Origin of the sequence: Enterobacter sp. RHBSTW-00318, assembly GCF_014101375.1 — a bacterium.
In the GTDB taxonomy this organism is placed as follows: Bacteria; Pseudomonadota; Gammaproteobacteria; order Enterobacterales; family Enterobacteriaceae; genus Enterobacter; species Enterobacter ludwigii.
On sequence record NZ_JABXQH010000001.1, the window covers coordinates 3,953,721 to 3,978,202 of the forward strand.

The following is a 24,482-nucleotide window of genomic DNA, read 5'->3' on the forward strand; positions in this document are numbered from 1 at the left end:
TCGCCTTACCCGGCCTGTTTGTTTCAGATACCGCTACTTCCCGGCAGGCCCGGTAAGCATTGCGCCACCGGGTGCAGACTACACCAGGCTTTTCAGGCGATAAATCCACTCCAGCGCCTGACGCGGCGTGAGCGAGTCCGGATCGAGATTTTCCAGTGCCTCAACGGCCGGTGACGTCTCTTCTGCCGGGGCTAGCAATGACATTTGCGTGCCATCAATCTGCGTGGCCGCGGCATTCGGTGACAGGCTCTCCAGCTCACGCAATTTCTGGCGCGCACGTTTGATCACCTCTTTGGGAACCCCCGCCAGCGCGGCCACGGCCAGGCCATAGCTCTTGCTCGCGGCACCATCCTGTACGGTGTGCATAAAGGCGATGGTATCGCCGTGTTCCAGCGCATCGAGGTGGACGTTTGCCACGCCTTCCATCTTTTCTGGCAACTGTGTCAGCTCGAAATAGTGGGTTGCGAACAGCGTCATTGCCTTGATCTTATTGGCAAGGTTTTCAGCGCAGGCCCATGCCAGTGACAGACCATCATAGGTTGATGTTCCGCGCCCGACTTCATCCATCAACACCAGGCTGTATTCGGTCGCGTTATGCAGAATATTGGCGGTTTCGGTCATCTCCACCATAAAGGTTGAGCGGCCGCTGGCCAGATCGTCCGCTGCCCCGACACGGGTAAATATACGGTCGATAGGGCCAATCTCCACTTTTTGCGCAGGAACGTAGCTGCCGATATAGGCGAGCAGGGCGATAAGCGCCGTCTGGCGCATATAGGTACTTTTACCGCCCATGTTTGGACCGGTAATGATCAGCATTCTTCTCTGTGGCGACAGGCTTAGCGGGTTGGCGATGAACGGCTCGTTCAGCACCCGTTCCACAACCGGATGACGGCCTTCGGTAATACGAATACCGGGTTTATCGGTAAAGGCCGGGCAGGTGTAGTTCAGCGTTTCAGCGCGTTCTGCCAGGTTGACCAGCACGTCCAGCTCTGCCAGCGCGCTGGCGCTTGACTGCAGGTCTGCAAGGTGCGGCATCAGCATGTCGAACAGCTCTTCATACAGCTGTTTCTCCAGCGCCAGCGCCTTGCCTTTCGAGGTGAGAACTTTGTCCTCATACTCTTTCAGTTCAGGGATAATGTAACGCTCAGCGTTTTTCAGCGTCTGGCGGCGCACGTAGTGAATGGGGGCCAGATGGCTTTGTCCGCGGCTGATCTGAATGTAGTAACCGTGAACCGCGTTATAGCCCACTTTGAGGGTATCGAGCCCAAGGCGTTCGCGCTCGCGAATTTCCAGCTTATCCAGGTAGTCCGTGGCACCGTCGGCCAGCGCACGCCATTCATCCAGCTCTTCGTTGTAGCCCGGGGCAATTACGCCGCCGTCACGCACCAGAACCGGAGGTGCGTCAATAATGGCGCGTTCGAGCAGCTCGCGCAGCTCGCTAAATTCACCCATGGTTTCACGCAGTTTCTGCACCGGCGCGCTATCCACATCGGCGAGCAGGCTGCGCAATTCCGGCAACTGCTGGAAGGCATGACGCATGCGGGCGAGGTCGCGCGGACGTGCCGTACGCAGCGCCAGACGCGCAAGAATACGCTCCAGATCGCCGACCTGACGCAGCACGGGCTGCAGTTCACTGTAGCGATCCTGTAACGCGGCAATCGTCTGCTGACGACAGGTAAGCGTGTCGGTATCGCGAATGGGCATATGCAGCCAGCGTTTTAACATACGGCTGCCCATCGGCGTCACCGTGCTGTCGAGGACGGAAGCGAGGGTGTTTTCCACGCCTCCGGCCAGATTCTGGGTGATCTCCAGATTTCGACGCGTCGCGGCATCCATAATGATGCTGTCCTGCTGACGCTCCATCGTGATCGAGCGGATATGCGGCAGGGTGGTGCGCTGAGTATCTTTGACGTACTGCAGCAGGCAACCCGCGGCACACAGTCCGCGCGGGGCGTTTTCCACACCAAAGCCAATCAGATCGCGGGTGCCAAACTGCAGATTCAACTGCTGGCGCGCGGTATCAATTTCGAACTCCCACAGCGGACGACGGCGCAGACCGCGGCGGCCTTCAATCAGCGCCATCTCGGCAAAATCTTCGGCATAGAGCAGTTCTGCCGGGTTCGTGCGCTGCAATTCAGCCGCCATCGTTTCACGATCTGCCGGTTCACTCAGACGAAAACGTCCGGAGCTGATATCCAGCGTCGCATAACCGAAACCTTTGCCGTCCTGCCACAGTGCCGCCAGCAGGTTATCCTGGCGCTCCTGCAGCAGGGCTTCGTCGCTGATCGTACCAGGCGTGACGATGCGCACGACTTTGCGCTCAACCGGCCCTTTTGAGGTTGCCGGATCGCCGATCTGTTCGCAAATGGCGACTGACTCACCCTGATTCACCAGTTTCGCAAGGTAGTTTTCTACCGCGTGATGCGGAATACCGGCCATGGGAATGGGCTCGCCTGCAGATGCGCCACGCCGGGTCAGCGAGATATCGAGCAGCTGCGACGCACGTCTGGCATCGTCATAAAATAGCTCGTAAAAATCGCCCATTCGGTAGAACAACAAGATTTCCGGATGCTGTGCTTTCAGCTTCAGGTACTGCTGCATCATCGGTGTATGGCTAGAGAAGTCCTTATCAATGTCTTCATTCATATTGATTTTACTCATTATTTAATTCTTTCAAGTGCTCATATGGCCCTAGGTAAAACCCCTTTAAACCCATATAAACCAATAAATTTGTAGCTCAATTGTAGCTCAAGGTGTGATAGATTAGTTTTACTCCTTCTCTGGGCTACAAATGGTGGTGATGCTTTGAAAACAACTCTCAATCAGGCTTTTATTATCAATAAGTTAAGTATTAATGTTAAGCCTGAACTCAGTAGTTCTGGAAAAGTCGTTTTCGAAGCCAACCCTGACCAAAAACCTTACATAGTTTTTGACGATCATCGAGATTCACCCGTTGGCTTCGGTGTGAAGGTCAGTTTGACGAAAAAAACCTATGTAATCCAGCGAAGAGTAGCCTCGTCAGATCGTAATGTCAGTGAGGGTAAGAAGCCAAGCTCTGTCTTGAAAGTAAAGGTTGGGAATGTGTCCGATTTTCCGAGTATCGATCAAGCCCGTGAGGCAGCTCGGCAGTTGGTTCAGACAATGATTGCAACAAAGAGAAATCCCAACAAGATTAAAAGGGAACTCGATCTGGCTGAATTGACTGTGAGTGAAGCTTTTGCCCAATACAGGAGTCACTTACTTGGCAGAACCAAACCTGCTAAACCAAACACTCTCAATGTGTTAAACAAAGCTGAGAATCGGTTGAAAGAATGGCAAAACCTTCGAATCAAGGATCTTACTGGTAATGAAATCCTTCGGAAGTTTGACGAGCTTGCTTCAAGAGCCAGAACAGCAGCAGAACAGACTTTTAGGTGGGCCAATGTTGCTGTAAAACACGCAATCGAGATTGAAGCTGGGAATGCTCAGACCCAGCAACGACAACCTTCGTTGTCCTACAACCCTTTTTCAATTTTAAAGGTACAGAAGAAGTTCAGAACACGATCTGAGCTGGAAGATAGCTATCGTGCCAAGGGCGTTCGAAATCCATTGTCCCCAAAAGATACTTTGGGACGGTTCTTAACTGCATTACACAATAAGCGAAGTTTTAATCGCTTGGGTTGTGATTATCTGTTGCTGACCATTCTGACAGGAGCCAGGAAGGAAGAAACAGCAACACTGTGCTGGCGAGAGGCCCTGACACAAGAAGAGGCTAGAACGACCAGCTATGTCGATCTCGAAAATCGAGTGATTCGCTTTTACGACACGAAGAATCGTAATGACCATGAGCTTCCAATCTGCGATGCGACAAAGCGAATTCTGGAAGACCGGCGAGATATCGTCAATGATACCGAAATACGCGCAGATAAACGCAAATGGGTTTTTCCGGCTCGTTCGTCGCGGAGTAAGGTTGGGCACTATTCTGATAGTAAAAGCTTACGCGAGTATATCTGTCTGGAAGCCGGAATAATAAAGTTGGGAATGCACGATCTACGAAGAACCTTTGGTCGAGTTGCAGAAGGGCTTACTTCGTATGCAGTGGTGAAAAGATTGCTTAACCACCGTAATACCACAGACCCTACTGAAAGATATGCTGAGCCTGATAAAGAGCGGGTATTTGAGGCTCTTCAACTGATTGAGCTTCATATGCTGATGACGTCACCAGAATTGTATAATACACTTTTGGCTTCAGCGAAGTATCCACCATTGCCAGTAAATCAGGAGAACAAGGAATGAGTACTATTGATACTTTAAGGGAATACGCCGAAGTATGGCGGCTATTTGGTAGTATGCCAGATGATGCAACCCTGAGTGCTGAAGTTTCGGCCCTTTATCTTGGTGTAAGTGTCAAAACATTGGCTCGTTATCGCCAGACTGGTAATGGTCCCGCTTATATTCAATACCAGGCAGAAGACAGCAAGGCAAGGAATCAACGAGTAAATTATCTTTTAGGTGATTTAAGAACATGGCGGGATCATCATAAAGTGAACAGCACAATGGAAGCAGCACAGATCCGTGGGTTGGCTTTTGCTTCTTTGACTGATTTTACCAAGCCAGAGCCTTTCTGGACTATTGATAATAAAATCTATTCTCATGCTCTTACTGTATCTGACGAAGTATTCAAGGAGCTATTAAATACCTCTCGCGCAGAAGTTATTTGGATCTCTCTTGAAAAAGTGTTGTTTGAGAACTGGCATACTTCGAGAGAGCGTCAGAAATGGAATGACGTTTTTGTTAGAGTACTAAGTGGGATGATTAAATCATGTGAAGTTGAACAAGAACGTCATATACTTAATGATATCTTATGATTAGTTTTATTCCCAATATAAAGTTGAATTTGTATTGGGAAATAGTCATTTGCGGAAGTATAAATTGTTCAACAGCATTATTTATTATTTTAATCAAATGGAATGCCGTCTGTAGGATATCTTCTTTTGGGATTTTTAACCGGCTTTGTTTTACTCCCTGCACGATAAAAGTTAAACGAATTGGCAAAGTCTTCTGTCTCCAGTCTGGACTTTCTAAATTTATCCATCAGATCTTCATTGAAACGACGAGGGATTCCTTTAACACACAAGTTTGAATTAAGGTATACTTGGTTATCTATGGCGTCACGAATAAGTATTTTTCTCTCAAATAACTCTTTGAATGCGCGTGAGACATTTGATTTATTCAGCCCAAGATCTTTGGCTATACGTGACTGTGAAAAATCAGGGATAATATTTCCATAATCAATTACTGAGAAGAGATAAAGCACAATTCTAAACGCTGTGGGCGTCAAATCCATCCTGGCGAGTGTGGCCATATTGCCTTTGAATATCATTGAGAAATCGTCTCTGAATGACGTTTTTTTATAGCTATTTGCTTTAATCTTTATTTCTTCCAGATCTTCAGGCATAACCTCTAATGCTTCTGCAATAATGGACTTTTGTTCTTTAGTTAATACAACGCTTGTGATTGACATGATGGCTCCTTTTTTATTGTTGTGATTACATATATGGCACATTTAATTTATTTGTCAACTTTGGTGGTAGCATTATTTAATTGTATTTACTTTGAGATTTTACGGTTGTTATTTAGCGGGAGATGGTTGGTTATCAAATTTAAAACAAGGGGTGCTAAATTTCACCATCACCTGTTATGTAATTAATGATTTTTGGTGCTGAAGTTAATAACGACAGGGTTTGTTTAATTAATTGATTTTATTGGTTAATTTTCAAATGTGTTCTGCAAGATAAAAGAGTGATAAAGAAATAAGAAACCACAGTTTTGCATTAGAACGATAATCAAGGCCTTGGTGTACCTGATGAAAATACTTTTATTATTGTTTTTCTTATATAATATCATTTCTTAAGGGAAGCATGCGCAACTGTGTGTTGCGCCATTGGGCTTCAGAACATTACTACAGTATTTTCTGTAAGTATAAATACGCTTCGCGCACGAGTTCATAGACCTGAGGTTAACTGTCATTACAAATACGCTTCGCGCAAAAAATCAGGAGGCTGAGTTGATCGGGAAAGCGAACACAGATACATGATTTGCCCATTTGCTGAGTACGGCTCACGCCGGGACCCTTCGGAAAAACCCTTTCTGCTTCAGCGAGTGAGTGCTGTGGGCACTCAGCGGCGCTGCCAGGGAAACAAAATTATGGTTTTCACCGGTTTGGTAAAAATAATTAACATTTATCGGTAGTCGGGGCGTAAGCCAGTGCGTAGCACGCTCTCAAAAATATTCCTGTGGTTTTTTTATCTGAAATATGGAAATGACTCAGATAATTGAAATATGAAATAGTAATGCAATCTGGAGGACTCAATATCTCCACAGTGAAAGCTGTTTTAAGTGAGAATAGAATAAATATTGTTTTATAAAAATATTTTTAAATTACTATTGATTTTACTTTTTGAAGATGATAGTACTTAATTATAAAAGTAAAAAATGGAGAAAATTATGAGTGCTATTGATGTTTTATCTCAGGAGGAAAAGTTTATACATGTTGTTGATAAATTTATAACCCATCATCACAACAGCGTTAATAACAATGTCTTTTACAAAAAACTTTATGTTCTCTTCGCCGGGTATCATCTGAAGTATTTTTATTCACGGGCGCAGTATCGCAATTCATGTTATCACGTTGATAATATTATGCAGATGTTTACAGGAGTCGTTTCAACCCTGAACACAACTCTGCTCAGGAAGCTTGCAAACAGCAATACATTGCTGCATTGCCTGAATTCACTTGTGAATTATATTTCAGGCAATCTGGACGAAGCAGAGCATATTTATGCTGATTTGCTGGCTCAGTATGAAAAGAAACGCATTGCAGGCTCTCTGGCTTATACTCCGCCAGGCTCAGTGATCAGGAAAAGACTTTGATAGCGGCAGCAGCGTGTACAAGGAATGGGATGCTGAATGGTGGAGAGAAATGGAGCTGGCGTTTCCGGCAGGTCATAATCGAGTATTAAAAAGGCAGGAGCCACCCAGTTGGCGTCCCGCCTGTCGTGATGGCTTTAAGGTGGGTTTACTTATCAACGACCTGCCAGCCATCATCCGTTTTGACAAGGGTTACAGCAGCAGTACGCTTTTCGTTATCGACAATAGCCGTCACATTGCATTTATAACTTTGATCAGAGACTTCTACGCAGTCATGCTTTTTGACTGATTTTAATTCGCGCAGTGCGTCTTTTGGGACATCCTTGCCTGCTATAGATTTCACGAAAGCATTCGCCTGCGCAACGACCTTATTCATGGCAGTGTAAATATCCTGTTCGGAAGGTTCGCTGTTACAGCCACTCAGCAACGATGCAGCGGTAACGAGTGTGATAACGGCATAAGTTTTCATAAATAATTCCCTGGCTGTAACGTGAGTTATTGAATCAGACCTGTATTCATTCTGCTTTTATTTTCAGAGAACGAGCATTTGCTGACCGTTTCTCCTTTAAATTCGATTTCCAGCGTTTTGGCCTGCGTCTGTGAGCCCCCCGTCAGCAGCCCAACAACGGGAATAAATGTGGTGGCATCAAACTGATTGTTATCCATCGAATAAGTCCATTCTTCATTTCCACTATCAAGTGTAGTCTTGGTTTCGGGCTCACCTAATGCGGTAATGATTTCTGATTTCGTTGTTTTATTTTTGATGATTTTAGACTGCAGACTTTGTGATGTTTCTTTTTTCAGTTGCTGATTGCCTGATGTTGAACAACCAGAAATAAGGAAAGAAGAAATAAAAAACACAGAAATCATGAATCTGTTCATAAGTTATCTCATATTAGTTTTTTATGTTTGCGGTAGTGTGAAATTAATATCACCGTATAAAAATAACTCTATCTGCATATTTCTTTTTAATAATGCAGATAAGAATAATGACGCTGGCAAAAAACGTAATGACTGAGACAGGAGTGCTGCCGGTTAATGAAAATACTAACCAGGCGATAGCTAATGCCACGAATTGAAACAAGAATGCCACACTGAGCGGGCTTTCACCATAGGCCACTTTTGCATGACAGCCTTTGCAAACCCGCACACCATGTGGGCTTTGTGTAAAGCAGAAGGGGCAGCTAATCGTTTTATTATCCATCGTGACTCCAAGGACTGATTTAAGATGATGTATTTTTGAACATTTTCGATGAATGACCCGCTTTAGTAAAATTGCTTGTACCGATCGATGATTACTTCGTGATAGCTTATGGCTATCATAACTTAATTATCGATCTATACAAACGATCAATTATTCATTGACTATTGTTTCGTTATGGACTAGCACACCTTATGGTGTGTGGTGCTGGTTATTCCTAACTGATTGTTCCTGAGGAGAATGACTGGCTGTGAAAGGAACGGGTGCTAACAGGTGCAGATGAAGAATCTTGCGGAAAGGATGTGTTGTGGCATGCAGCAGTGACATTCCCCTGCGCCTTAGAAGTACAACAATTTGGTTGAGTAATAAAAGCCACACCTTCAGGCGACGCTGGCGGGGTATCTGACGGGTTGTATTGTGCAGCTTGCTCCTGAGCTGAATGATACCCACTGTCTCCTGTTGTCTTTCCAGACGAATTTTTTCTTCAAGCTGATGGATTTTCTCCAGAATCGTTTCCCGGTTTGCAGCCTGTTCTTCAGACTCGCATGATGGCACTGGCACTGGCACTGGCACTGGCACTGGCACTGGCACTGGTGCAGGTAGTATTGGCTTTTGTGCTTGTTTCAGTAAAGTCAGATGTTCCGGTACGAAATCAATCAGCGTTTGCAGGTAAGACCAGCCATATTTCTTACCCAACTGAGATGCTTTAAAGGCAATGCCCTGATACTGAAATGAAAAGCCGTTCATTTTTCCCGTTAAGGCGATATTGGGTTTACAGTTCACGCCTTCCTTTTCCAGCATAGTGATAAAAGTCAGCAAATCAGGGCGGCCGGTTAACGCATTATCAATCAGGCTCTGCAGAGTGGACTTGGGGCAGAGAGTTGTCGTTCGTTCAGCCATCATCAGCTCATTGCGGGAAGGCTTTCTTTTCTCCTGACGATGACCACTGTTTGCAGGTGTAGTTTGAGTGAGTTTGTGGACTTTCTCCAGTTCGCTGATAATCCGGGTACTGATGAGGTTTTCATTTTTACCAAGGTATAATTTCCCACCGACCATGTTAATTCTGTTAGCTATTATATGGATATGCTGCCCGTCCGAATCATCGTGCATGATATAGCAGCGAAGATGGGTTTCAGTGAATCCCATCCGGGTCATATAATCGTCAGCGAATGCCGCCCATTGTCTGACTGACAGTGTTTCTCCCTTTGGCAGGCGAAGCGAATTATGCCAGACAGGTTTGGCGACACCGGGGCGCAGTAGTCTTGTGCCTTCAAATTCACTGATAAGTTCAGCAGCAGTGCTTCCCGTCATGTTGCCACCGATAATATAAGGCGTGATTTTGTGGTGAGATCCTGGCTTAAGGCTATAGAGAACCACACCTGCAAACTGTTTACCCCGCTTTATTTTCTGCATGCCTTTCACTGGTCTTGCTCCAGAAAGGTTGATGGAATAAGGTGATCCCTGAGAGTTTTGATTTGTCTGCGCAGGGCGAAGAGTTCTGTACGGGTCAGTTCGCTGTCAGGGCTTTTGCTGTCGAGATGATTCAGCAGGCGGTTTAAATCCTGTGAAAGGTTGCCGAGTTTAATCCATGCTTCACGATTGATTTCAGGTAATACCGGTGGGAGTTTGTTGAGGGATGCCATTCTTAGCCATTCCCCTTTTTTATAAGGGCCTCTTTTACTATCGAGAATAGATAATTCTTCTTCGTTTAACCGAACGCTGACGCAGTGAGTTCGAACTTCATTAGGTGAATATTTTGCTGTATGGAATTTACCTCTTCTTGAGCTTCTTGATAGATCTTCTTTACTTTCATTTTTATGCATATCTAACCTTTTTTAAAATGTGTTCATGATCTACAGTTAGCGCATTGGTAAAATAAGTCAAGGCATTGTCGAAATTTATAAATAAGAGAGGTGGAGCAGATTGCTAATTAGGTAATCTGCTCTGGGTAAAAATAGGGTTCATATTAAATTCATTATGACAGTGAGGAGGGGCGGAGGTTACAATCTACGTTTTACTGGCATTAAAGAGATTGTTTGTTTCATAATTTCGCTAAGTTTCTTTCTCTCATGTTCTGCTATATATTTACAAATCTCATCATGTCGAATATGCTGTTCCAGTTGTTTTTTATCTATTTTGATATCATTGCGGATAAACCATTTAATGGTTTCAATGTCCCCGCGTAAATCATAACCTCGCAGTACAATATGGCGAAAATGTGTGTTGCTGATATCTGTCTTCTTCTTTAGTTCACTGAAGAAAGAGCTCATTTCATTTTCATTGGCACTTAGATAAACCTGGCAGTTATCAGAGATAGTAAAGTTAAGGTTTTTCTTCTGAAGCAAATCCATTATCTGCAGACTTTCGCTGTTGAGGTAGTTGAAAATTACTGGACTGCTATCCTTCATACTAATATGACGAATGAGCATTTTGGCTTTGAAATCGCCTAATGAATAGCAAATTTCAAAAATACCATGACCCTGGTTATCTCTGTGGTTTATATCGCAACCGGCCTGTACCATCAAATCAAAGATAGAGTGATTTTTTACGTAAAAAAGTATTGTTCTTCCGCATTTATCCACATTGTTGACATTAATTCCAGCATTGATCAGGGTTTTGCAACAGGATATATTATCAGCTAACGAGCATAAACAGGTTTGGCCGAGACCATTTTTGTGGTGTATATCTACGCCGGAATCAATCAATTTTTTCAGTATGTGAGGATTTCGCTGGTTAAACAAAACATTGTGACCATAGTTGTCAACATGGTTAAAATCTATTCCTGCTTTAACCAGAGTGTCAATCATTCTTGGGTTTTTACAGTAAAACAGTATATTTCTTCCAAACGAATCCAGTGTATTAATATCGGAGCCTGCAGTAATGCAAGCCTGAATGTCTTTTGGAGTTTTACAAGAGAGTAATGCATTTATTGCGTTGTTATTCATAATTTTTCTCCTCTGTTAAGCGACTAATCTGATATAGTTTTCATGGTTGGTTTTATATTCCTTTATTTTTTTAATGTCTTCGTAAATTCGAGCGAGTGAAAACCATGAGATCTCTTTCAACATGTTTTTGTTGCTTACATACAAAATGTTACCACCGCGAAATGAAAAAGCATTATGGAATGTACTTTCATTCGTCGTTTTGAGAAATCGAATGAAATTTTTTATTGTCTCTTTTTTGTTCATGTTATAAGAGGTGAATGTATAGATAGAGAATACGGTTAAAATATTTCTCTTCGAGACCATATGTCTTGAGAAATAATCGAAATAAAATCTTTGCTCCTGAGTGTCACTTTTGCAGAAAAAAGAAAATTGTGGATTATATAATCTATAAAGATCTGCGTTCTTTTTTGTTTTGGCGAGATAGTTAGTCAGGCTTGGATAGTTTGTTTTATTCATTTTAGTTCTCCTTTATTTAATTAACAAATGAAATATATATTATTAAATAAACAAAATGCAAATATATTTTTATATTTATTTAATTAAATAGTTATATTTTTATTATATTTCATATAAGGTGTTGTTTTTCATTGTTATATTATTTTTATCAAAAAGTGCTGTGTTTTATTTGATTGATTTGGTTTGAGAGTAGTGATTGATATTGTATGAATTGGCGATGAGGGTGTTTTAAAAAATAAATTTATCAAAGTGCTAAGGTGCAATGTGGGGCTTTGTATTAAATTAATGATGTTAGCGCCCCTTGGCTATCTAACTAAAGGTTAAAGCCAAGGGGAGAGTGTTCAGGCAGATTCAATTCATAATCTTTTTTTTGTAATTGCTTTACAGGTAACTGGTTGAAGCGTTGTTCGTAAAACCTTTTGCTCTCTCTGTGATTTTTCCTGGAGGATTTCTTCATAGAAGTAGCGTTCTTTTAGTGATTCTATATCAACTTTTATATCATTACGTATTAACCATTTAATTAGCAGTCTTCCTGCATAGTGCGTCAGTAGATATGTACTGCTTATGTAAAACCAAACATGACTAATGTCTGTCAGCTTCTTTAGTTGTAAAATTAATTTTTTAGCGTCGGCATTTGTTGGTGTTATGATACATTTATCACTTATCTCAAATTCATTTTTTTGTTTTATAAGCAATGACAACAGCTCAATTGATTTAAATGTAATGTTCTTGAATACAATTTTTGAACTGTTTGTAAGGTGAATATTACGGATAAGGAAGCGCATGTAGTTATCATTTTTAGATTCCCAGTGCGTATATTTACCAACTATGCTATTATTTTCTGACTGCCAGTGATCGAATGCTGTCTGTCCACTTATATTTTTATGATTAATGTCGCAACCAGCCTCAATTAGTGCATCGTACACATATCCTTCAAATGGAATGAAAAGAAAGGAATTGCCATAGCTATCTTTGGCATGGATATCTAGTCCTGCTTTGATAAGATATTTTATTAACCCAGGTGAAACATTAATATGCTGTATGGCAAGGGTGCCTGACTTGTTTCTGTGGTTTACATTAATTCCATTGCTGACAAGAAGTTCCACCGTCTCTATATTTTGAGCATAAAACAATGCATTGTTTCCGTCATTGTCTAAGTGGTGAATGTCAATGTCAGCGTCAATCATTGCCTGTATAGCTTCGGGTACATTACAGGTAAAAAGAGCAGTTTGACCTTTACTATTGCACATATTTATATCCATGCCAGCCTTGAGGCAACGAAGGACACCATTTTTAGACTTTACACGGAATAGGTTATTTTTATTATTTTCTCTTGATATCATTGTTTATCTCCTTTTTTGTTGTTTTCAAGATATTAATGACACCAGATTTTACGGTATTCAAATTTATTTTTGTTTTATTAGGGGGTATCTGATTTGGTTTGCTTGAGGTTATTCTTAACTTAATGGAACATAGGGACGTTAAGGTTATCCTATGTGATGTGGATTAACCATTTTCACAAGAATATTTATCCATATTGGAACTAATTTGTATAAAGGAGATAATTAGAGGCTCAGATATTAATAATATAGAGAGTAATGCTATAGGATATGGAAAAGATCATGTAATATAATGGTGGTTATTAATGTTCTTCTTAATTTTGGAAATTAAATGAGTAGTGTTTTTTATGAGGTTTTTTTCTGTTGATAATTCTTATTAAAATTTGAAGAGCATCCTTTAAGTTATTCGGCTTGAGGATGCTCATTTAAAATTTAAGCAGCGGAGTCTTTTTCAACAGCCAGGAAGGGGTGATGCTGCCAACTTACTGATTTAGTGTATGATGGTGTTTTTGAGGTGCTCCAGTGGCTTCTGTTTATATCAGCTGTCCCTCCTGTTCAGCTACTGACGGGGTGGTGCGTAACGGCAAAAGCACTGCCGGACATCAGCGCTATCTCTGCTCTCACTGCCGTAAAACATGGCAACTGCAGTTCACTTACACCGCTTCTCAACCCGGTACGCACCAGAAAATCATTGATATGGCCATGAATGGTGTTGGATGCCGGGCAACCGCCCGCATTATGGGCGTTGGCCTCAACACGATTTTACGTCACTTAAAAAACTCAGGCCGCAGTCGGTAACCTCGCGCATACAGCCGGGCAGTGACGTCATCGTCTGCGCGGAAATGGACGAACAGTGGGGATACGTCGGTGCTAAATCACGTCAGCGCTGGCTGTTTTACGCGTATGACAGGATACGGAGGACGGTTGTGGCGCACGTCTTCGGTGAACGCACTCTGGCCACACTGGAGCGTCTTCTGAGCCTGCTGTCGGCCTTTGAGGTCGTGGTATGGATGACGGATGGCTGGCCGCTGTATGAATCCCGCCTGAAGGGAAAGCTGCACGTAATCAGCAAGCGTTACACTCAGCGCATTGAGCGACATAACCTGAATCTGAGACAACATCTGGCAAGGCTGGGACGGAAGTCACTGTCGTTCTCAAAATCGGTGGAGCTGCATGACAAAGTCATCGGGCATTATCTGAACATAAAACACTATCAATAAGTTGGAGTCATTACCCAATTCTTGGCTAAATTTGCGATCCTACCTCAGAATGCAAATAGCCGATTATAAAAGCTCCCGTTCGGGAGCTTCATTTCAATAGTTAATCAATCTTAATCACCCACAAATTGCCAGCCGTCATCTGTTTTTAGGAGTTTAATTGATGCTGCTTGTTTTAAACCACTAATATCCATCACTACATTACATTTATAGCTTTTATCTGATTCTTTCGTGCAATCTACTTTTTTCACTGAGGTCAGTTGGCTTCCCGTCCATTTACTTAAAGCAGAATAAATATCTTTTTCAGAAGGTTCGGAATTACAGGCTGTTAATAGAAAAGTAGAAAGGATAACTGCGAGAATTGAGTATGTTTTCATTTTCTTATTCCGGAAACGATTAATTAAGAATGCCAGATTTTGTATTGTTATTATCAGTAGAGAATGTCCATTTGCTTACGGTTTCTCCATTGAAGTCGATTTCGAGAGATTTAGACTGAGTCTGGGAACCGCCAGTTAGCAAACCGACAACAGGGATAAAAGTCGAGGCATTAAACTGATTGTTATACATGAAATATCTCCATTGCTCGTTGCCATCGTCAAGAGTCGTTCTGGTGTCAGGCTCACCAAGTTGAGCAAGTAGCTCTGCTTTAGTTGTTTTGTTTTTAATTATTTTTGATTGTAGACTTTGAGCAGTTTCATTTTTAATTTTTTGGTTCCCTGATGTTGAACAGCCAGAAATTGAAAATATTGCAATAAAAAATGATGTAACAATAAATTTATTCATTTTATCATCCTTATTATATTTGGCCGGGGTTAGCTTTTATGTGTGAAAATGGCTCTGTGTGAAAATTTCTTACGCAAATAAAATCTTAAAAAAATTGCCGAGGCAAAATAGATAACGACAGTTAATATAAAACTTTGACTGATAGCAAATATGAAGAAAGCAATTACTAACAGCACAATTCCTATGAGTAAAGCTAACCAGGATGAAACGGCTCCATATTTGATAGTCGAATGACAGCCAGTGCAGACACGAACACCGAACGGACTCTCTTTAAAACAAAATGGGCACTTTATTGTTTCGTTCTTCATGGTAACCCCAGGGTAGAAGATTTACTGCGTGTTTGTAGGGATTCTCGATGACTCGTTGGCTTTAGTAAAATTGATTGCACCGATCGATTATCGGTAATTGATAGGTGATGACTATCATAGATAGATTATCGATCTGTAATAACGATCAATTTATTATTGACTTATCCTAAATTTACTACTATCAAAATGATTTTACTGTCAGGGGTAAGCAGTAACTTGTTGTCTATAAATGAATTTTTTTCCTTTGCGTAGAGGCCCTGTGGCATAGAGTTTTGAGAATCCAGGGAGGGGCTTATGAAGAATGCTCTTACCATAGCTTCGGAGAAGCTCTGTAAACCTTCTAAGAAATGGAAGCCAGCCGATAAGCCTGAGATGCTTTTGCTGTTTGACGGCATTCTTTTGAAGGATCTTTTCTACGATTTCGTTCCGTTTGTCTTCTCTGAGCCGTAATTCCAGTTCTGCAATTTTTCCACCGATACTTTCCCTTCTCTCAGTTGTCCTTAAAATCGTTGCAGGAGCAGGAGCAGGAGCAGGAGCAGGAGCAGGAGCAGGAGCAGGAGCAGGAGCAGGAGCAGGAGCAGGAGCAGGAGCAGGAGCAGGAGCAGGAGCAGGAGCAGGAGCAGGAGCAGGGTAATGCTGCCAACTTACTGATTTAGTGTATGATGGTGATTTTAAGGTGCTTGCGTGGCTTCCATTTCCATCAGATGTCCTTCCTGCTCCGCTACTGAAGGCGTGGTGCGTAACGGCAAAAGCACTGCCGGACATCAGCGCTATCTCTGCTCTCATTGCCGTAAAACATGGCAGCTACAGTTCACTTACACCGCCTCTCGGCCCGGTACACACCAGAAAATCATTGATATGGCCATGAATGGCGTCGGATGTCGCGCCAGTGCACGCATTATGGGCGTTGGCCTCAACACGGTTTTACGACACGTAAAAAACTCAGGCCGCAGTCGGTAAACTCACGCATACAACCGGGCAGTGACGTCATTGTTTGCGCGGAAATGGACGAACAGTGGGGTTACGTCGGCGCTAAATCACGCCAGCGTTGGTTGTTTTACGCGTATGACAGGATACGGAGGACGGTTGTGGCGCACGTCTTCGGTGAACGCACTCTGGCCACACTGGAGCGTCTTATGAGCCTGCTGTCACCCTTTGACGTGGTGATATGGATGACGGATGGCTGGCCGCTGTATGAATCCCGCCTGAAGGGAAAGCTGCACGTAATCAGCAAGCGATATACGCAGCGAATTGAGCGGCATAACCTGAATCTGAGGCAGCACCTGGCACGGCTGGGACGGAAGTCGCTGTCGTTCTCAAAATCGGTGGAGCTGCATGACAAAGTCATCGGGCATTATCTGAACATAAAACACTATCAATAAGTTGGGACCATTACCAAATAGTTTATATGCTAAAAATTTAGGGAATCATTTTCCTAATTCTCCAGCTAAAAGTTCAGCCTGCTTCAAAACAGTCTCTGTGGCGAGCAATGACATATCAGGCGGATAACCATATTTTTTGAGCAGACGTTTTACCACCACGCGAATTTTTGCTCTTGCTGCTTCTTTCACTGTCCAGTCAAGACTGACATTGTTGCGGATAGCCTCCGTAAGTACGACTGCCAGTTCTCGTAGTTTTTCCTTTTCCATTAACTCGCGAGCACTGTCGTTATCTGCAACAGCAGAATAGAAGGCATATTCATAAGCGCTGAGGTTTAACTGGCTGGCAAGGCTGTCAGATTCCTGGATAGTCTTGGCAAGCTTGATTAGCTCATCAATTACCTCCGCTGCGGTCAGTACCTTGTTCTGGTAGCCATTGATTGCAGAGGTCAGCATATCAATCAGTTTTTTGCCTTGGGTGATACTTTGATTCGAGCGAACCTTGATCTCGTCAGAAAGCAGTTTTTTAAGCGTTTCCAAAGCAATATTTCTGTGTTGGTAATCCTTCATTTCCTGAAGGAATTCTTCAGAAAGAACGGAAATATCAGGTTTTTGTATCCCAGCAGCGTCAAAAATATCAACAACTTTATCGGTAACCAGAGCCTGATCGATAGTCTGTTTTACCCGAACTTCGAGACTGTCATTGTGTTCTTCTTCTGATCCGTCTGAGTTTTCAGTAAATTTATTCAGTCTGGCTTTTACTGCCTGGAAGAATGCTACTTCGGGTGCCGCTTCCATTGCTTTATCGTGCGGTGTCGCCAATGCAAATGCCTGCGATAAGGCTGCAACCGCAGCGAGGAAACGCATTTTACCTTTACCGTTATCCAGCCCTAAAACATGGTTTTCTGATTCAAGAATAATTGTCAGGCGTTGTGAGGTAGTTGCGGCAAAGTAAGCTTTGTAATCGTAGCCATACATCATGCCTTCTAGGATTTCCAGCTTTTCCTGCATGAGCGTTACGGCTTCTTCCTGAACCTCAGCAGGATCTCCACGTCCACCTGCATCAGAGTAAAAGGAGAGGGCTTCTTTTAAATCAGAGGCAATGCCCAGATAGTCAACAACCAGACCGCCTATCTTATCTTTATACACACGGTTCACACGGGCAATTGCCTGCATGAGGTTGTGGCCTTTCATTGGTTTGTCGATATACAGCGTATGCATGCTGGGAGCGTCGAAGCCGGTTAACCACATATCACGCACTATCACCAGTTTCAGCTTGTCGTCGTCATCCTTCATACGGTTAGCCAGAACCTGACGTTCTTTTTTTGTGGTGTGGTGTTTAGCGATTTCTGGCCCGTCAGCAGCAGAAGAGGTCATGACGACTTTTATTATACCGTCATTTAAATCATCGCTGTGCCATTCAGGCTTTAAGGCTATGATTTCTTTATATAGTTCAGCAGCAATACGTCGGGACATGGTAACAATCATGCCCTTGCCATGATAGGCATTAGATTTTAAGCGCTGTTCAAAGTGTTGAACCATATCCGCCGCAATGGCTTTAATACGTTTTGAACTGCCAATCAGACCTTCGATTCTGGCCCATTTAGAACGTTCTTTCTGGGTAAGCGTCAGTTCGTCTTCGTTAAACTCATCGTCAAACTCTTCAATAAGCTGTCGGCCTTCATCACTGATGGCAATTTTCGCCAGACGGCTTTCATAGAAAATACGCACGGTTGCACCGTCTTCAACGGCCTGTGAGATATCGTAGATATCAACGTAGTTACCAAAAACAGCAGGCGTGTTGACGTCCGTTTTTTCTATGGGGGTTCCGGTAAAGCCGAGATAGGTCGCATTAGGTAAGGCATCACGCATATATTTGGCAAAGCCATAAACAGTGCGCTTACCTGTAACGTTGCCTTCACTGTCTTTCACGTCAACTTCTTTGGCGCTGAAACCGTATTGTGAACGGTGGGCTTCATCAGCGATAACGACGATATTGCTTCTGTCTGACAACAACTCATAGATATTGCTGCCATCATCAGGCTGGAATTTTTGAATAGTAGTAAACACCACACCGCCAGAGGCGACACGCAAATATTCTTTGAGTTCTTCCCGGTTGTTGGCCTGTTTTGGTGTCTGACGAAGTAGCTGGGTCGCGGAAGAGAACGTACCGAATAGCTGATCATCTAAGTCGTTACGGTCAGTAATCACAACAACTGTCGGATTATCCAGCGCCAGCACAATTTTCCCGGTATAAAACACCATCGAAAGCGATTTACCGGAACCCTGAGTATGCCAGACTACGCCCGCTTTGCGATCTCCGGTTTTTTGCGCATTAACAAGATCTTTACTGTTACGTCCCTGCTGGCGCAGTGCCACTTCGGCAGAGGGGGAGTCCGCATTCACCGCTGAGGCACGAATAGTGGAAAGAACTGCTGCATTTACCGCGTAGTACTGGTGATAAGCCGCCATTTTTTTAACAGTACGGATACTGATAATCCCTTTGCTGTCTTCATGTTTGCTGGCCTCAAACACGATAAAGTGGCGGATCATATCCAGCAGCGTTACAGGATTAAGCAACCCCTGTAATAAAACTTCGAGCTGTGGTTGGGTACTGGTAGCTGGCGTTTTACCGTTTGCGGTTTTCCACGTCATATAACGACTGAAATCAGCAGAAATCGTCCCCGCCTTGGCATCCAGTCCGTCAGATATCACATTAAACACATTGTACGTAAATAGGCTGGATATTTGGTTCTGATAGGTTTTAATCTGGTTATAAGCGCCTGATAACGTGGAATTTTCGTCAGCAGCATTTTTGAGTTCAATAACGACTAACGGCAGACCGTTGATGAACAAAATAAGATCCGGCCGGCGGGTATGGTTGCCTTCTTTGATGGTGAGCTGATTAATGACCAGAAATGCATTATTAGTGGGATCGTTAAAGTCGATCAGGCTGGCCAGCTCCCCTTGTGTATTACCATCCTTGCTGACTTCGATATTGATTCCTTCGGTCAAAAGGCGATGAAAGGTTAGATTGTTTGCCATTAGGTCAGGTGAGCTGATCTGCATCACCTGTTTTAGAGCTTCCTCACACTTCTGCTCACTAAGGTGCGGATTAATTCGTTGCAATGCTGTACGCACTTTATCTTCAAGGATAACCTGCTGATAGCTACGTAACGGATTGATTCCACTGGGTTCAATGTCCGGGCCGTAAACATACTCATAGCCCAGCCCTTGCAGGTGCTCAATTGCCATTACTTCAATATCGGATTCGGTCATCTTTGCCATGCGTACTGTCCTTATTGCCGCTTAACCAGAGAGCGGGCTGTACACCCGCATAATTATTTTATGCTACTGATGCGATTGCTTCTTCTGCATACTGAACCCGTACTTCACCGCTCATCAGTTTGGGAAGTAAGGTATCGCGGAGTTTTTCTAAGCTATCAATTTGTTTTGAGTTGTTAATAAGTTTACTTTCAAATGAATCTAATAACTCATTAATTATACGTAGGGAAGCTTCTGTTGGCAGATTAACATTGAACTTCTTAAGATGATCCAAGTTAACTCGTTGTCTGCCAGTTGAACCTTCCATACAGCTTTCTGCATATTCTTTGAAGTCCGGGTTTCGGCACATGATATATGAGATAAAAGGATGGATTTCTTTTTTAGGACGCATAACTATGAATTCGGTAGAACCCCATCCAGTTTCATTGTCGTCTAAAAAATCAATATAGGCCGCTTTCCCATTTTCTAAACATGGGGTAATTCTGGCTAGCAAGGTATCTCGTTTAGTAAATTTAGTTCCTGAAGAAAATGGACGTCTGTAATATCCATTTGCACGAAAAATAACAGTGCTCAGTCCAGCCATGTCCAAATAAGTAGCGTCTTGGCTTTTAATTAAAGTTCGCTTTGGATTAAAGTCAATTATCTGATCTATACTAACTGATACACCAGTGCTATCTAAAATAAACCACTGCCTAAACAGGGTTTCGGCCATGGATTCCAGAGTTTTATTCTGGCGATGAAGCAGGTCTATTTTGTCATCAAGAGAGGACAGTACAGAGGCGATGGCTTTTTGCTCTGGCAGTGAAGGTAATAGGATCTCTTGACTATAAGCGGTATCCCTGTTTAGTCCAGGAACAGCGCTATCTTCGTTCAGTTCTTCCAGCCCTAATGTTTTCAACAAATAGAATAAAAAAACAAAATCATATTTCGAAGGGTTAGGTAAAATATAATAAGCAGTATCAATACACCAAAATGGTCCATAAGTTAAGTACGCTTTCCCAACATTTCCTTTACGACCAATAATAATTCCTTGTTCGTTTATTAATGCTTTGTTATGCCAACCAGTTAATCCACCTGAACTATATACAGGTATAGAGCCAGCATTCCTATCCTGTGCCTTTAATGCTTTACCATAATTAAGAATGACAATCTCACCAAGTTTAGTTTTTATCCACTGACTCATAAAACCACCTTCGCCAGACTCTCAGCGATAGACTTATTCAGATGCGCTTCTTCTTCCAATTGTGCTTCAAACTCCGCTTTAAGAGCCGTAAAACGTTCTTTAAAGTCAAAATCGTCTTCTTCGTCAGCAAGGCCAACATAACGACCAGGTGTCAGCACATAATCAAGTTTAGCAACTTCATCAATGTCTACTGACGCACAGAAACCCGCAATATCTTCATATTCGCCACCTTTGTTACGCCAGTTATGGTAGGTGTCTGCGATGGTTTTAATATCGTCGTCAGAAAGCACTTTGGTACGACGATTAATCAAATGACCAAGATTACGGGCATCGATAAACAGAATTTCTTTACTGCGATCACGATATTGGCTGCTATTTTCACGATCACGACGCATAAACCATAACGCCGCAGGGATCTGGGTGTTCAGGAACAGTTTTGCAGGTAAATTAACGATACAGTCAATCACATTGGCATCTTTTACCAGTGCGGCACGGATATCACCTTCACCAGAACTTTTAGATGTTAAAGCCCCTTTTGCCAGTACAACACCAGCCTGACCTTTTGGCGACAGGTGATACAGAAAATGCTGCATCCAGGCAAAGTTAGCATTCCCGGTAGGTGGGATACCGTATTGCCAACGGGCATCGCCACGAAGCTGCTCACCGGACCAGTCAGACACGTTAAACGGTGGATTGGCAATGATAAAATCAGATTTCAAATCTTTATGAGCATCGTTAAGGAAAGAACCTTCACTGTTCCAGCGGACGTGTTCTGAATTGATACCCCGGATAGCCAGGTTCATTTTTGCCAGACGCCAAGTGGTCTGGTTGGATTCCTGACCGTAAATCGAAATATCGTCAATATTTCCCTGATGCGCTTCAACAAATTTTTCTGACTGAACGAACATACCACCAGAACCACAGCAGGGATCAAAGACACGGCCTTTGTAGGGTTCCAGCATGTTAACCAGCAGGCTAACAATGGATTTTGGTGTATAGAACTGACCGCCTTGTTTACCTTCTGCCAGTGCGAATTCACCAAGGAAGTATTCGAATACGTGGCCTAATACATCAGCAGAACGCGCTTTGGCATCTCCCAGTGCAATGTTGCCAATCAGATCTATCAGTTCACCCAGCACAGTGGCGTCGAGGTTCTGGCGAGCGTAGACTTTCGGCAGCACACCTTTTAGCTGTGGGTTACCCGCTTCGATAAGCTCCATAGCATCATCAACCAGCTTACCGATTTCGGGTAGCTTGGCCTTAGATATTAGATAGTTCCAGCGTGCAAGCTCAGGGACAAAGAAAATGTTGTAAGCGGTGTACTCGTCTTTATCTTCCGGGTCAGCGCCTGCGAACTCGCCTTCACCAGCCTTCAGCAACTCATAATGAGATTCAAAAGAATCAGAAATATACTTAAGGAAAATGAGGCCCAGCACGACATGCTTGTACTCGGCTGCATCAATGTTCTTACGTAGCTTGTCAGCCGCTTTCCACAGGATGACCTCTAACGGGTCTGTTTTGATTTCTTTAGGTTTTCTGGCCATTAGCGTAACTTTGTGAAGGGGGGAGATGGCTCTATTTTGCCTTAAAGTTCCGCTCGTTACGAGCTTATACAGCGATTAATTATTATCTGGTTTTAGTGTGTTCGTGTAGCTCAGCAAGTGCAATGACTCATGGAGTAAATGCTTTGTAGCGGGATTGTAGATGTCAGGTCATTGCCGTCAATGGAGCCACTGTCATTGGCATAATTGCTGCACAGCCGATGCCACTCGCACATTCGCCAGTTCACTGGGGTTCATCGTGAGTACTACACCAGTACGCAGTCCGGAAAGTAACGGCATGGCAGAATCGTTTGTAAAGACGTTCAAGTGAGATTACGTGTATGTAAATGATCTGCCGGATGCAGTCTCAGTGATGGAAAAATGGCATAATGGATAGAGGATTATAATAATCTGCATCCACACAAGAGGTTGAACATGAAATCGCCACGCGAATATCGTGATGCCATATTAGCAGTTAATTAACCGTGTCCGTTTTAGCAGGGGCAACTCCAGTATTCAAAAAAACTTTCTTAGTGCATATGCATGAGGTGAATAGATGTACAGGCTATGACAAACCATAGTTATAATTTTTAATGTTTAAAATTCTCCGTTACAGTAGGACATTCCTTGTACATTAAATTCCATCTAAGGTTGAATTTTTAATTTAATAAGGTAGCAATCTAAAATAATGTGTGTGGGTTATTTGTAAGATGATTTTTCTATTTTTGATAGTGGTAGTTAAGGAGGGGGGTATCTATTCAAAAATATAGATATTCAAGGTTGGTAGCGGTTTGGTTTCTTTTCTAACCGAAGGGCAGAAAAGCAAGGGGAACTCGAAGAAGCAAGCGCAGCGGCTTCGCAGAGTTAGCCCTTGCTTCATTTCGTATAATCATAAAAATCGGAGTGGCTGATATTTTTATGTAAATATATACAGCTTCACTTGTATTTGTTTTAAATATTCTGTTGCAGCTCAGGAGATGATAAAATTTACGCTTCGGTTGCATAGATGACACAGTATTGTGTTTGTAATTTAAAATATTCACTCATGCAATTCTTTTTAAATAATTTTTATTTGTTTTTGGACAAGCGTTGACATTTCTTATTTAAATGATAGTGATAATGTTATATCAATTAAAAATAAGGAGTTAAATATAATAAGGCTTTAGATGAAGTAGAGTTGCTTATGAATGAAATGCTTGGTAAATTAAATATAGCATTGAATGAAACGAATTTATATCCAACTAATGATATGTTTCGGATAATTGTGCGTGAGATTGATGTTGAAAATTTAAAAATACTGTCTTTTATTTATAACGAAGGATCTCAAGAGGTTATAGACGATATGACTCCCGTAATAAAAGAATTCATGTACTGGTAGGGCGATAAATTAGATTTTGGAACTATTAATATCCAATCTCTAATTGCAAAAAAAGAAGAAAAAGTAATTTCTTCAATCATATTAGAAAATTCAGATAAAGGTAAAGACATAAAAAGAATTTAATGGTTAATTGCAATCCTAACAATCTGCCCTCAGGGCTATTTTTAGAGGGGTGATAACTATCCTCAAACTGAGGGGCCGTTGCATTCCCTCTTATGAATACCTACTCATAGAGGCTGTCTGGCACAAGCGAAGCTCTTTGATCTGTTTATTGACTGCGAAGATCTCTGTTTTAGTTAACTCACTATTGCTACTTTTTGCATTAAGATGGTTTGTAAGGCAGTTCAGCTTTTGGGATATGTTAGAGAGTGATTTCCAAGCTTCAACATTGATAGCAGGAACGACCGGAGGAAGCCTATCAAGAGAGCTTCTTATACAATAGGGAAGATAAAAGAATCTATTAACTCTCAGCCTAATGATTCCAGAATAGATTTTATTAAACTATATCATTAGGATATGATATTAGTGGATTCACTCTTGAGCAAGAGTGAATCCAC

At 42.6% G+C, this 24,482-nt stretch carries 21 protein-coding genes and 3 pseudogenes; 7 read left to right on the forward strand and 17 right to left on the reverse strand.

Translation table 11 applies throughout. The annotated features are described in order from the left end of the window. Window positions 1-78: 78 nt before the first annotated feature. Window positions 79-2,646: a DNA mismatch repair protein MutS gene (mutS, locus tag HV157_RS19530; protein ID WP_182378596.1), complete on the reverse strand. Its 2,568-nt coding sequence runs from the start codon at window positions 2,644-2,646 to the stop codon at window positions 79-81. A 159-nt stretch (window positions 2,647-2,805) separates the two neighbouring features. On the opposite strand from mutS, the gene HV157_RS19535 reads away from it, so the two are divergent. Continuing rightward, a complete protein-coding gene (locus HV157_RS19535) occupies window positions 2,806-4,275 on the forward strand; it encodes a tyrosine-type recombinase/integrase (RefSeq protein WP_016239677.1) in 1,470 nt (489 codons plus the stop codon). Next, a complete protein-coding gene (locus HV157_RS19540; protein WP_016239676.1) occupies window positions 4,272-4,847 on the forward strand; it encodes a hypothetical protein in 576 nt (191 codons plus the stop codon). Before HV157_RS19535 ends, HV157_RS19540 begins: the two co-directional genes overlap by 4 nt. 89 nt (window positions 4,848-4,936) lie before the next feature. Here the strand turns inward: HV157_RS19540 and HV157_RS19545 are convergent, their stop codons facing one another. Beyond that, window positions 4,937-5,503 carry a helix-turn-helix domain-containing protein gene (locus HV157_RS19545; protein ID WP_016239675.1) on the reverse strand — a complete coding sequence of 189 codons (567 nt, stop codon included), beginning with the start codon at window positions 5,501-5,503 and terminating at the stop codon, window positions 4,937-4,939. Between the two features lie 983 nt (window positions 5,504-6,486). On the opposite strand from HV157_RS19545, the gene HV157_RS19550 reads away from it, so the two are divergent. After that, window positions 6,487-6,912 carry a hypothetical protein gene (locus HV157_RS19550; protein WP_004114857.1) on the forward strand — a complete coding sequence of 142 codons (426 nt, stop codon included), beginning with the start codon at window positions 6,487-6,489 and terminating at the stop codon, window positions 6,910-6,912. A 145-nt stretch (window positions 6,913-7,057) separates the two neighbouring features. Here the strand turns inward: HV157_RS19550 and HV157_RS19555 are convergent, their stop codons facing one another. The 8 genes from HV157_RS19555 to HV157_RS19590 all read right to left on the reverse strand — a co-directional run bounded on the left by HV157_RS19555 (window position 7,058) and on the right by HV157_RS19590 (window position 12,854). Beyond that, window positions 7,058-7,378 (reverse strand): hypothetical protein, encoded by a 321-nt coding sequence (locus HV157_RS19555; RefSeq protein ID WP_016239674.1) that lies wholly within the window; start codon window positions 7,376-7,378, stop codon window positions 7,058-7,060. Window positions 7,379-7,404: 26 nt separating this feature from the next. Beyond that, entirely contained in the window at window positions 7,405-7,791 is a 387-nt protein-coding gene (locus tag HV157_RS19560) for a hypothetical protein (protein ID WP_016239673.1), read from the reverse strand. A 49-nt stretch (window positions 7,792-7,840) separates the two neighbouring features. Beyond that, complete coding sequence (locus HV157_RS19565; RefSeq protein ID WP_016239672.1) at window positions 7,841-8,113, reverse strand: hypothetical protein; 273 nt, start codon at window positions 8,111-8,113, stop codon at window positions 7,841-7,843. A 189-nt stretch (window positions 8,114-8,302) separates the two neighbouring features. Then, window positions 8,303-9,532 (reverse strand): relaxase/mobilization nuclease domain-containing protein, encoded by a 1,230-nt coding sequence (locus HV157_RS19570; protein WP_115186669.1) that lies wholly within the window; start codon window positions 9,530-9,532, stop codon window positions 8,303-8,305. After that, window positions 9,529-9,933 carry a hypothetical protein gene (locus HV157_RS19575; protein WP_001594377.1) on the reverse strand — a complete coding sequence of 135 codons (405 nt, stop codon included), beginning with the start codon at window positions 9,931-9,933 and terminating at the stop codon, window positions 9,529-9,531. The genes HV157_RS19570 and HV157_RS19575 overlap by 4 nt, the downstream gene beginning before the upstream one ends. A 177-nt stretch (window positions 9,934-10,110) precedes the next feature. Further along, complete coding sequence (locus HV157_RS19580; RefSeq protein WP_045286507.1) at window positions 10,111-11,055, reverse strand: ankyrin repeat domain-containing protein; 945 nt, start codon at window positions 11,053-11,055, stop codon at window positions 10,111-10,113. Window positions 11,056-11,070: 15 nt separating this feature from the next. Next, window positions 11,071-11,511: a hypothetical protein gene (locus tag HV157_RS19585; RefSeq protein WP_045286508.1), complete on the reverse strand. Its 441-nt coding sequence runs from the start codon at window positions 11,509-11,511 to the stop codon at window positions 11,071-11,073. Between the two features lie 356 nt (window positions 11,512-11,867). Beyond that, window positions 11,868-12,854, reverse strand: coding sequence for an ankyrin repeat domain-containing protein (locus HV157_RS19590; protein ID WP_045286509.1), 987 nt, complete (start codon window positions 12,852-12,854; stop codon window positions 11,868-11,870). A 519-nt stretch (window positions 12,855-13,373) separates the two neighbouring features. Between HV157_RS19590 and HV157_RS19595 the strand changes: the two genes are divergently transcribed. Beyond that, window positions 13,374-14,071 (forward strand): IS1 family transposase gene (locus HV157_RS19595; RefSeq protein ID WP_232937296.1). Its coding sequence is split into 2 segments (ribosomal slippage): window positions 13,374-13,623 and window positions 13,623-14,071, totalling 699 coding nucleotides; the frame shifts between segments, so codons are not numbered across the junction. Window positions 14,072-14,181: 110 nt separating this feature from the next. Here the strand turns inward: HV157_RS19595 and HV157_RS19600 are convergent. From HV157_RS19600 to HV157_RS26300, 3 genes and pseudogenes are all read right to left on the reverse strand, one after another. Beyond that, entirely contained in the window at window positions 14,182-14,445 is a 264-nt protein-coding gene (locus tag HV157_RS19600; RefSeq protein ID WP_016239666.1) for a hypothetical protein, read from the reverse strand. Between the two features lie 19 nt (window positions 14,446-14,464). Then, complete coding sequence (locus HV157_RS19605) at window positions 14,465-14,851, reverse strand: hypothetical protein (protein WP_016239665.1); 387 nt, start codon at window positions 14,849-14,851, stop codon at window positions 14,465-14,467. A 506-nt stretch (window positions 14,852-15,357) separates the two neighbouring features. Continuing rightward, window positions 15,358-15,759: pseudogene (locus HV157_RS26300) on the reverse strand (relaxase); the annotation flags it as partial. 84 nt (window positions 15,760-15,843) lie between these two features. Between HV157_RS26300 and HV157_RS19620 the strand changes: the two are divergent. Next, a protein-coding gene (locus HV157_RS19620) for an IS1 family transposase (RefSeq protein ID WP_232937292.1) occupies window positions 15,844-16,541 on the forward strand; the annotation gives its coding sequence in 2 pieces (ribosomal slippage) (window positions 15,844-16,093 and window positions 16,093-16,541; 699 coding nt in all). 45 nt (window positions 16,542-16,586) lie between these two features. On the opposite strand, the gene HV157_RS19625 is transcribed toward HV157_RS19620, so the two are convergent. Genes HV157_RS19625 through HV157_RS19635 form a run of 3 tightly spaced genes read right to left on the reverse strand, consistent with a single transcriptional unit; the run spans window position 16,587 to window position 22,550 of the window. Beyond that, window positions 16,587-19,826, reverse strand: a complete 3,240-nt coding sequence (locus HV157_RS19625) for a type I restriction endonuclease subunit R (RefSeq protein ID WP_097476836.1) — start codon at window positions 19,824-19,826, stop codon at window positions 16,587-16,589. Between the two features lie 58 nt (window positions 19,827-19,884). Further along, window positions 19,885-21,006 (reverse strand): restriction endonuclease subunit S, encoded by a 1,122-nt coding sequence (locus tag HV157_RS19630; RefSeq protein ID WP_142441492.1) that lies wholly within the window; start codon window positions 21,004-21,006, stop codon window positions 19,885-19,887. Beyond that, window positions 21,003-22,550, reverse strand: coding sequence for a class I SAM-dependent DNA methyltransferase (locus HV157_RS19635; RefSeq protein WP_045286511.1), 1,548 nt, complete (start codon window positions 22,548-22,550; stop codon window positions 21,003-21,005). Before HV157_RS19635 ends, HV157_RS19630 begins: the two co-directional genes overlap by 4 nt. Before the next feature lie 223 nt (window positions 22,551-22,773). Between HV157_RS19635 and HV157_RS19640 the strand changes: the two are divergent. Together HV157_RS19640 and HV157_RS26305 are read left to right on the forward strand one after the other, a co-directional pair. Next, window positions 22,774-23,030: pseudogene (locus HV157_RS19640) on the forward strand (integrase core domain-containing protein); the annotation flags it as partial. A gap of 700 nt (window positions 23,031-23,730) precedes the next feature. Further along, complete coding sequence (locus HV157_RS26305; protein WP_016239656.1) at window positions 23,731-23,925, forward strand: hypothetical protein; 195 nt, start codon at window positions 23,731-23,733, stop codon at window positions 23,923-23,925. 213 nt (window positions 23,926-24,138) lie between these two features. Here the strand turns inward: HV157_RS26305 and HV157_RS26310 are convergent. Further along, window positions 24,139-24,354 (reverse strand): annotated as a pseudogene (locus HV157_RS26310) (hypothetical protein); the annotation flags it as partial. Window positions 24,355-24,482 lie beyond the last annotated feature (128 nt).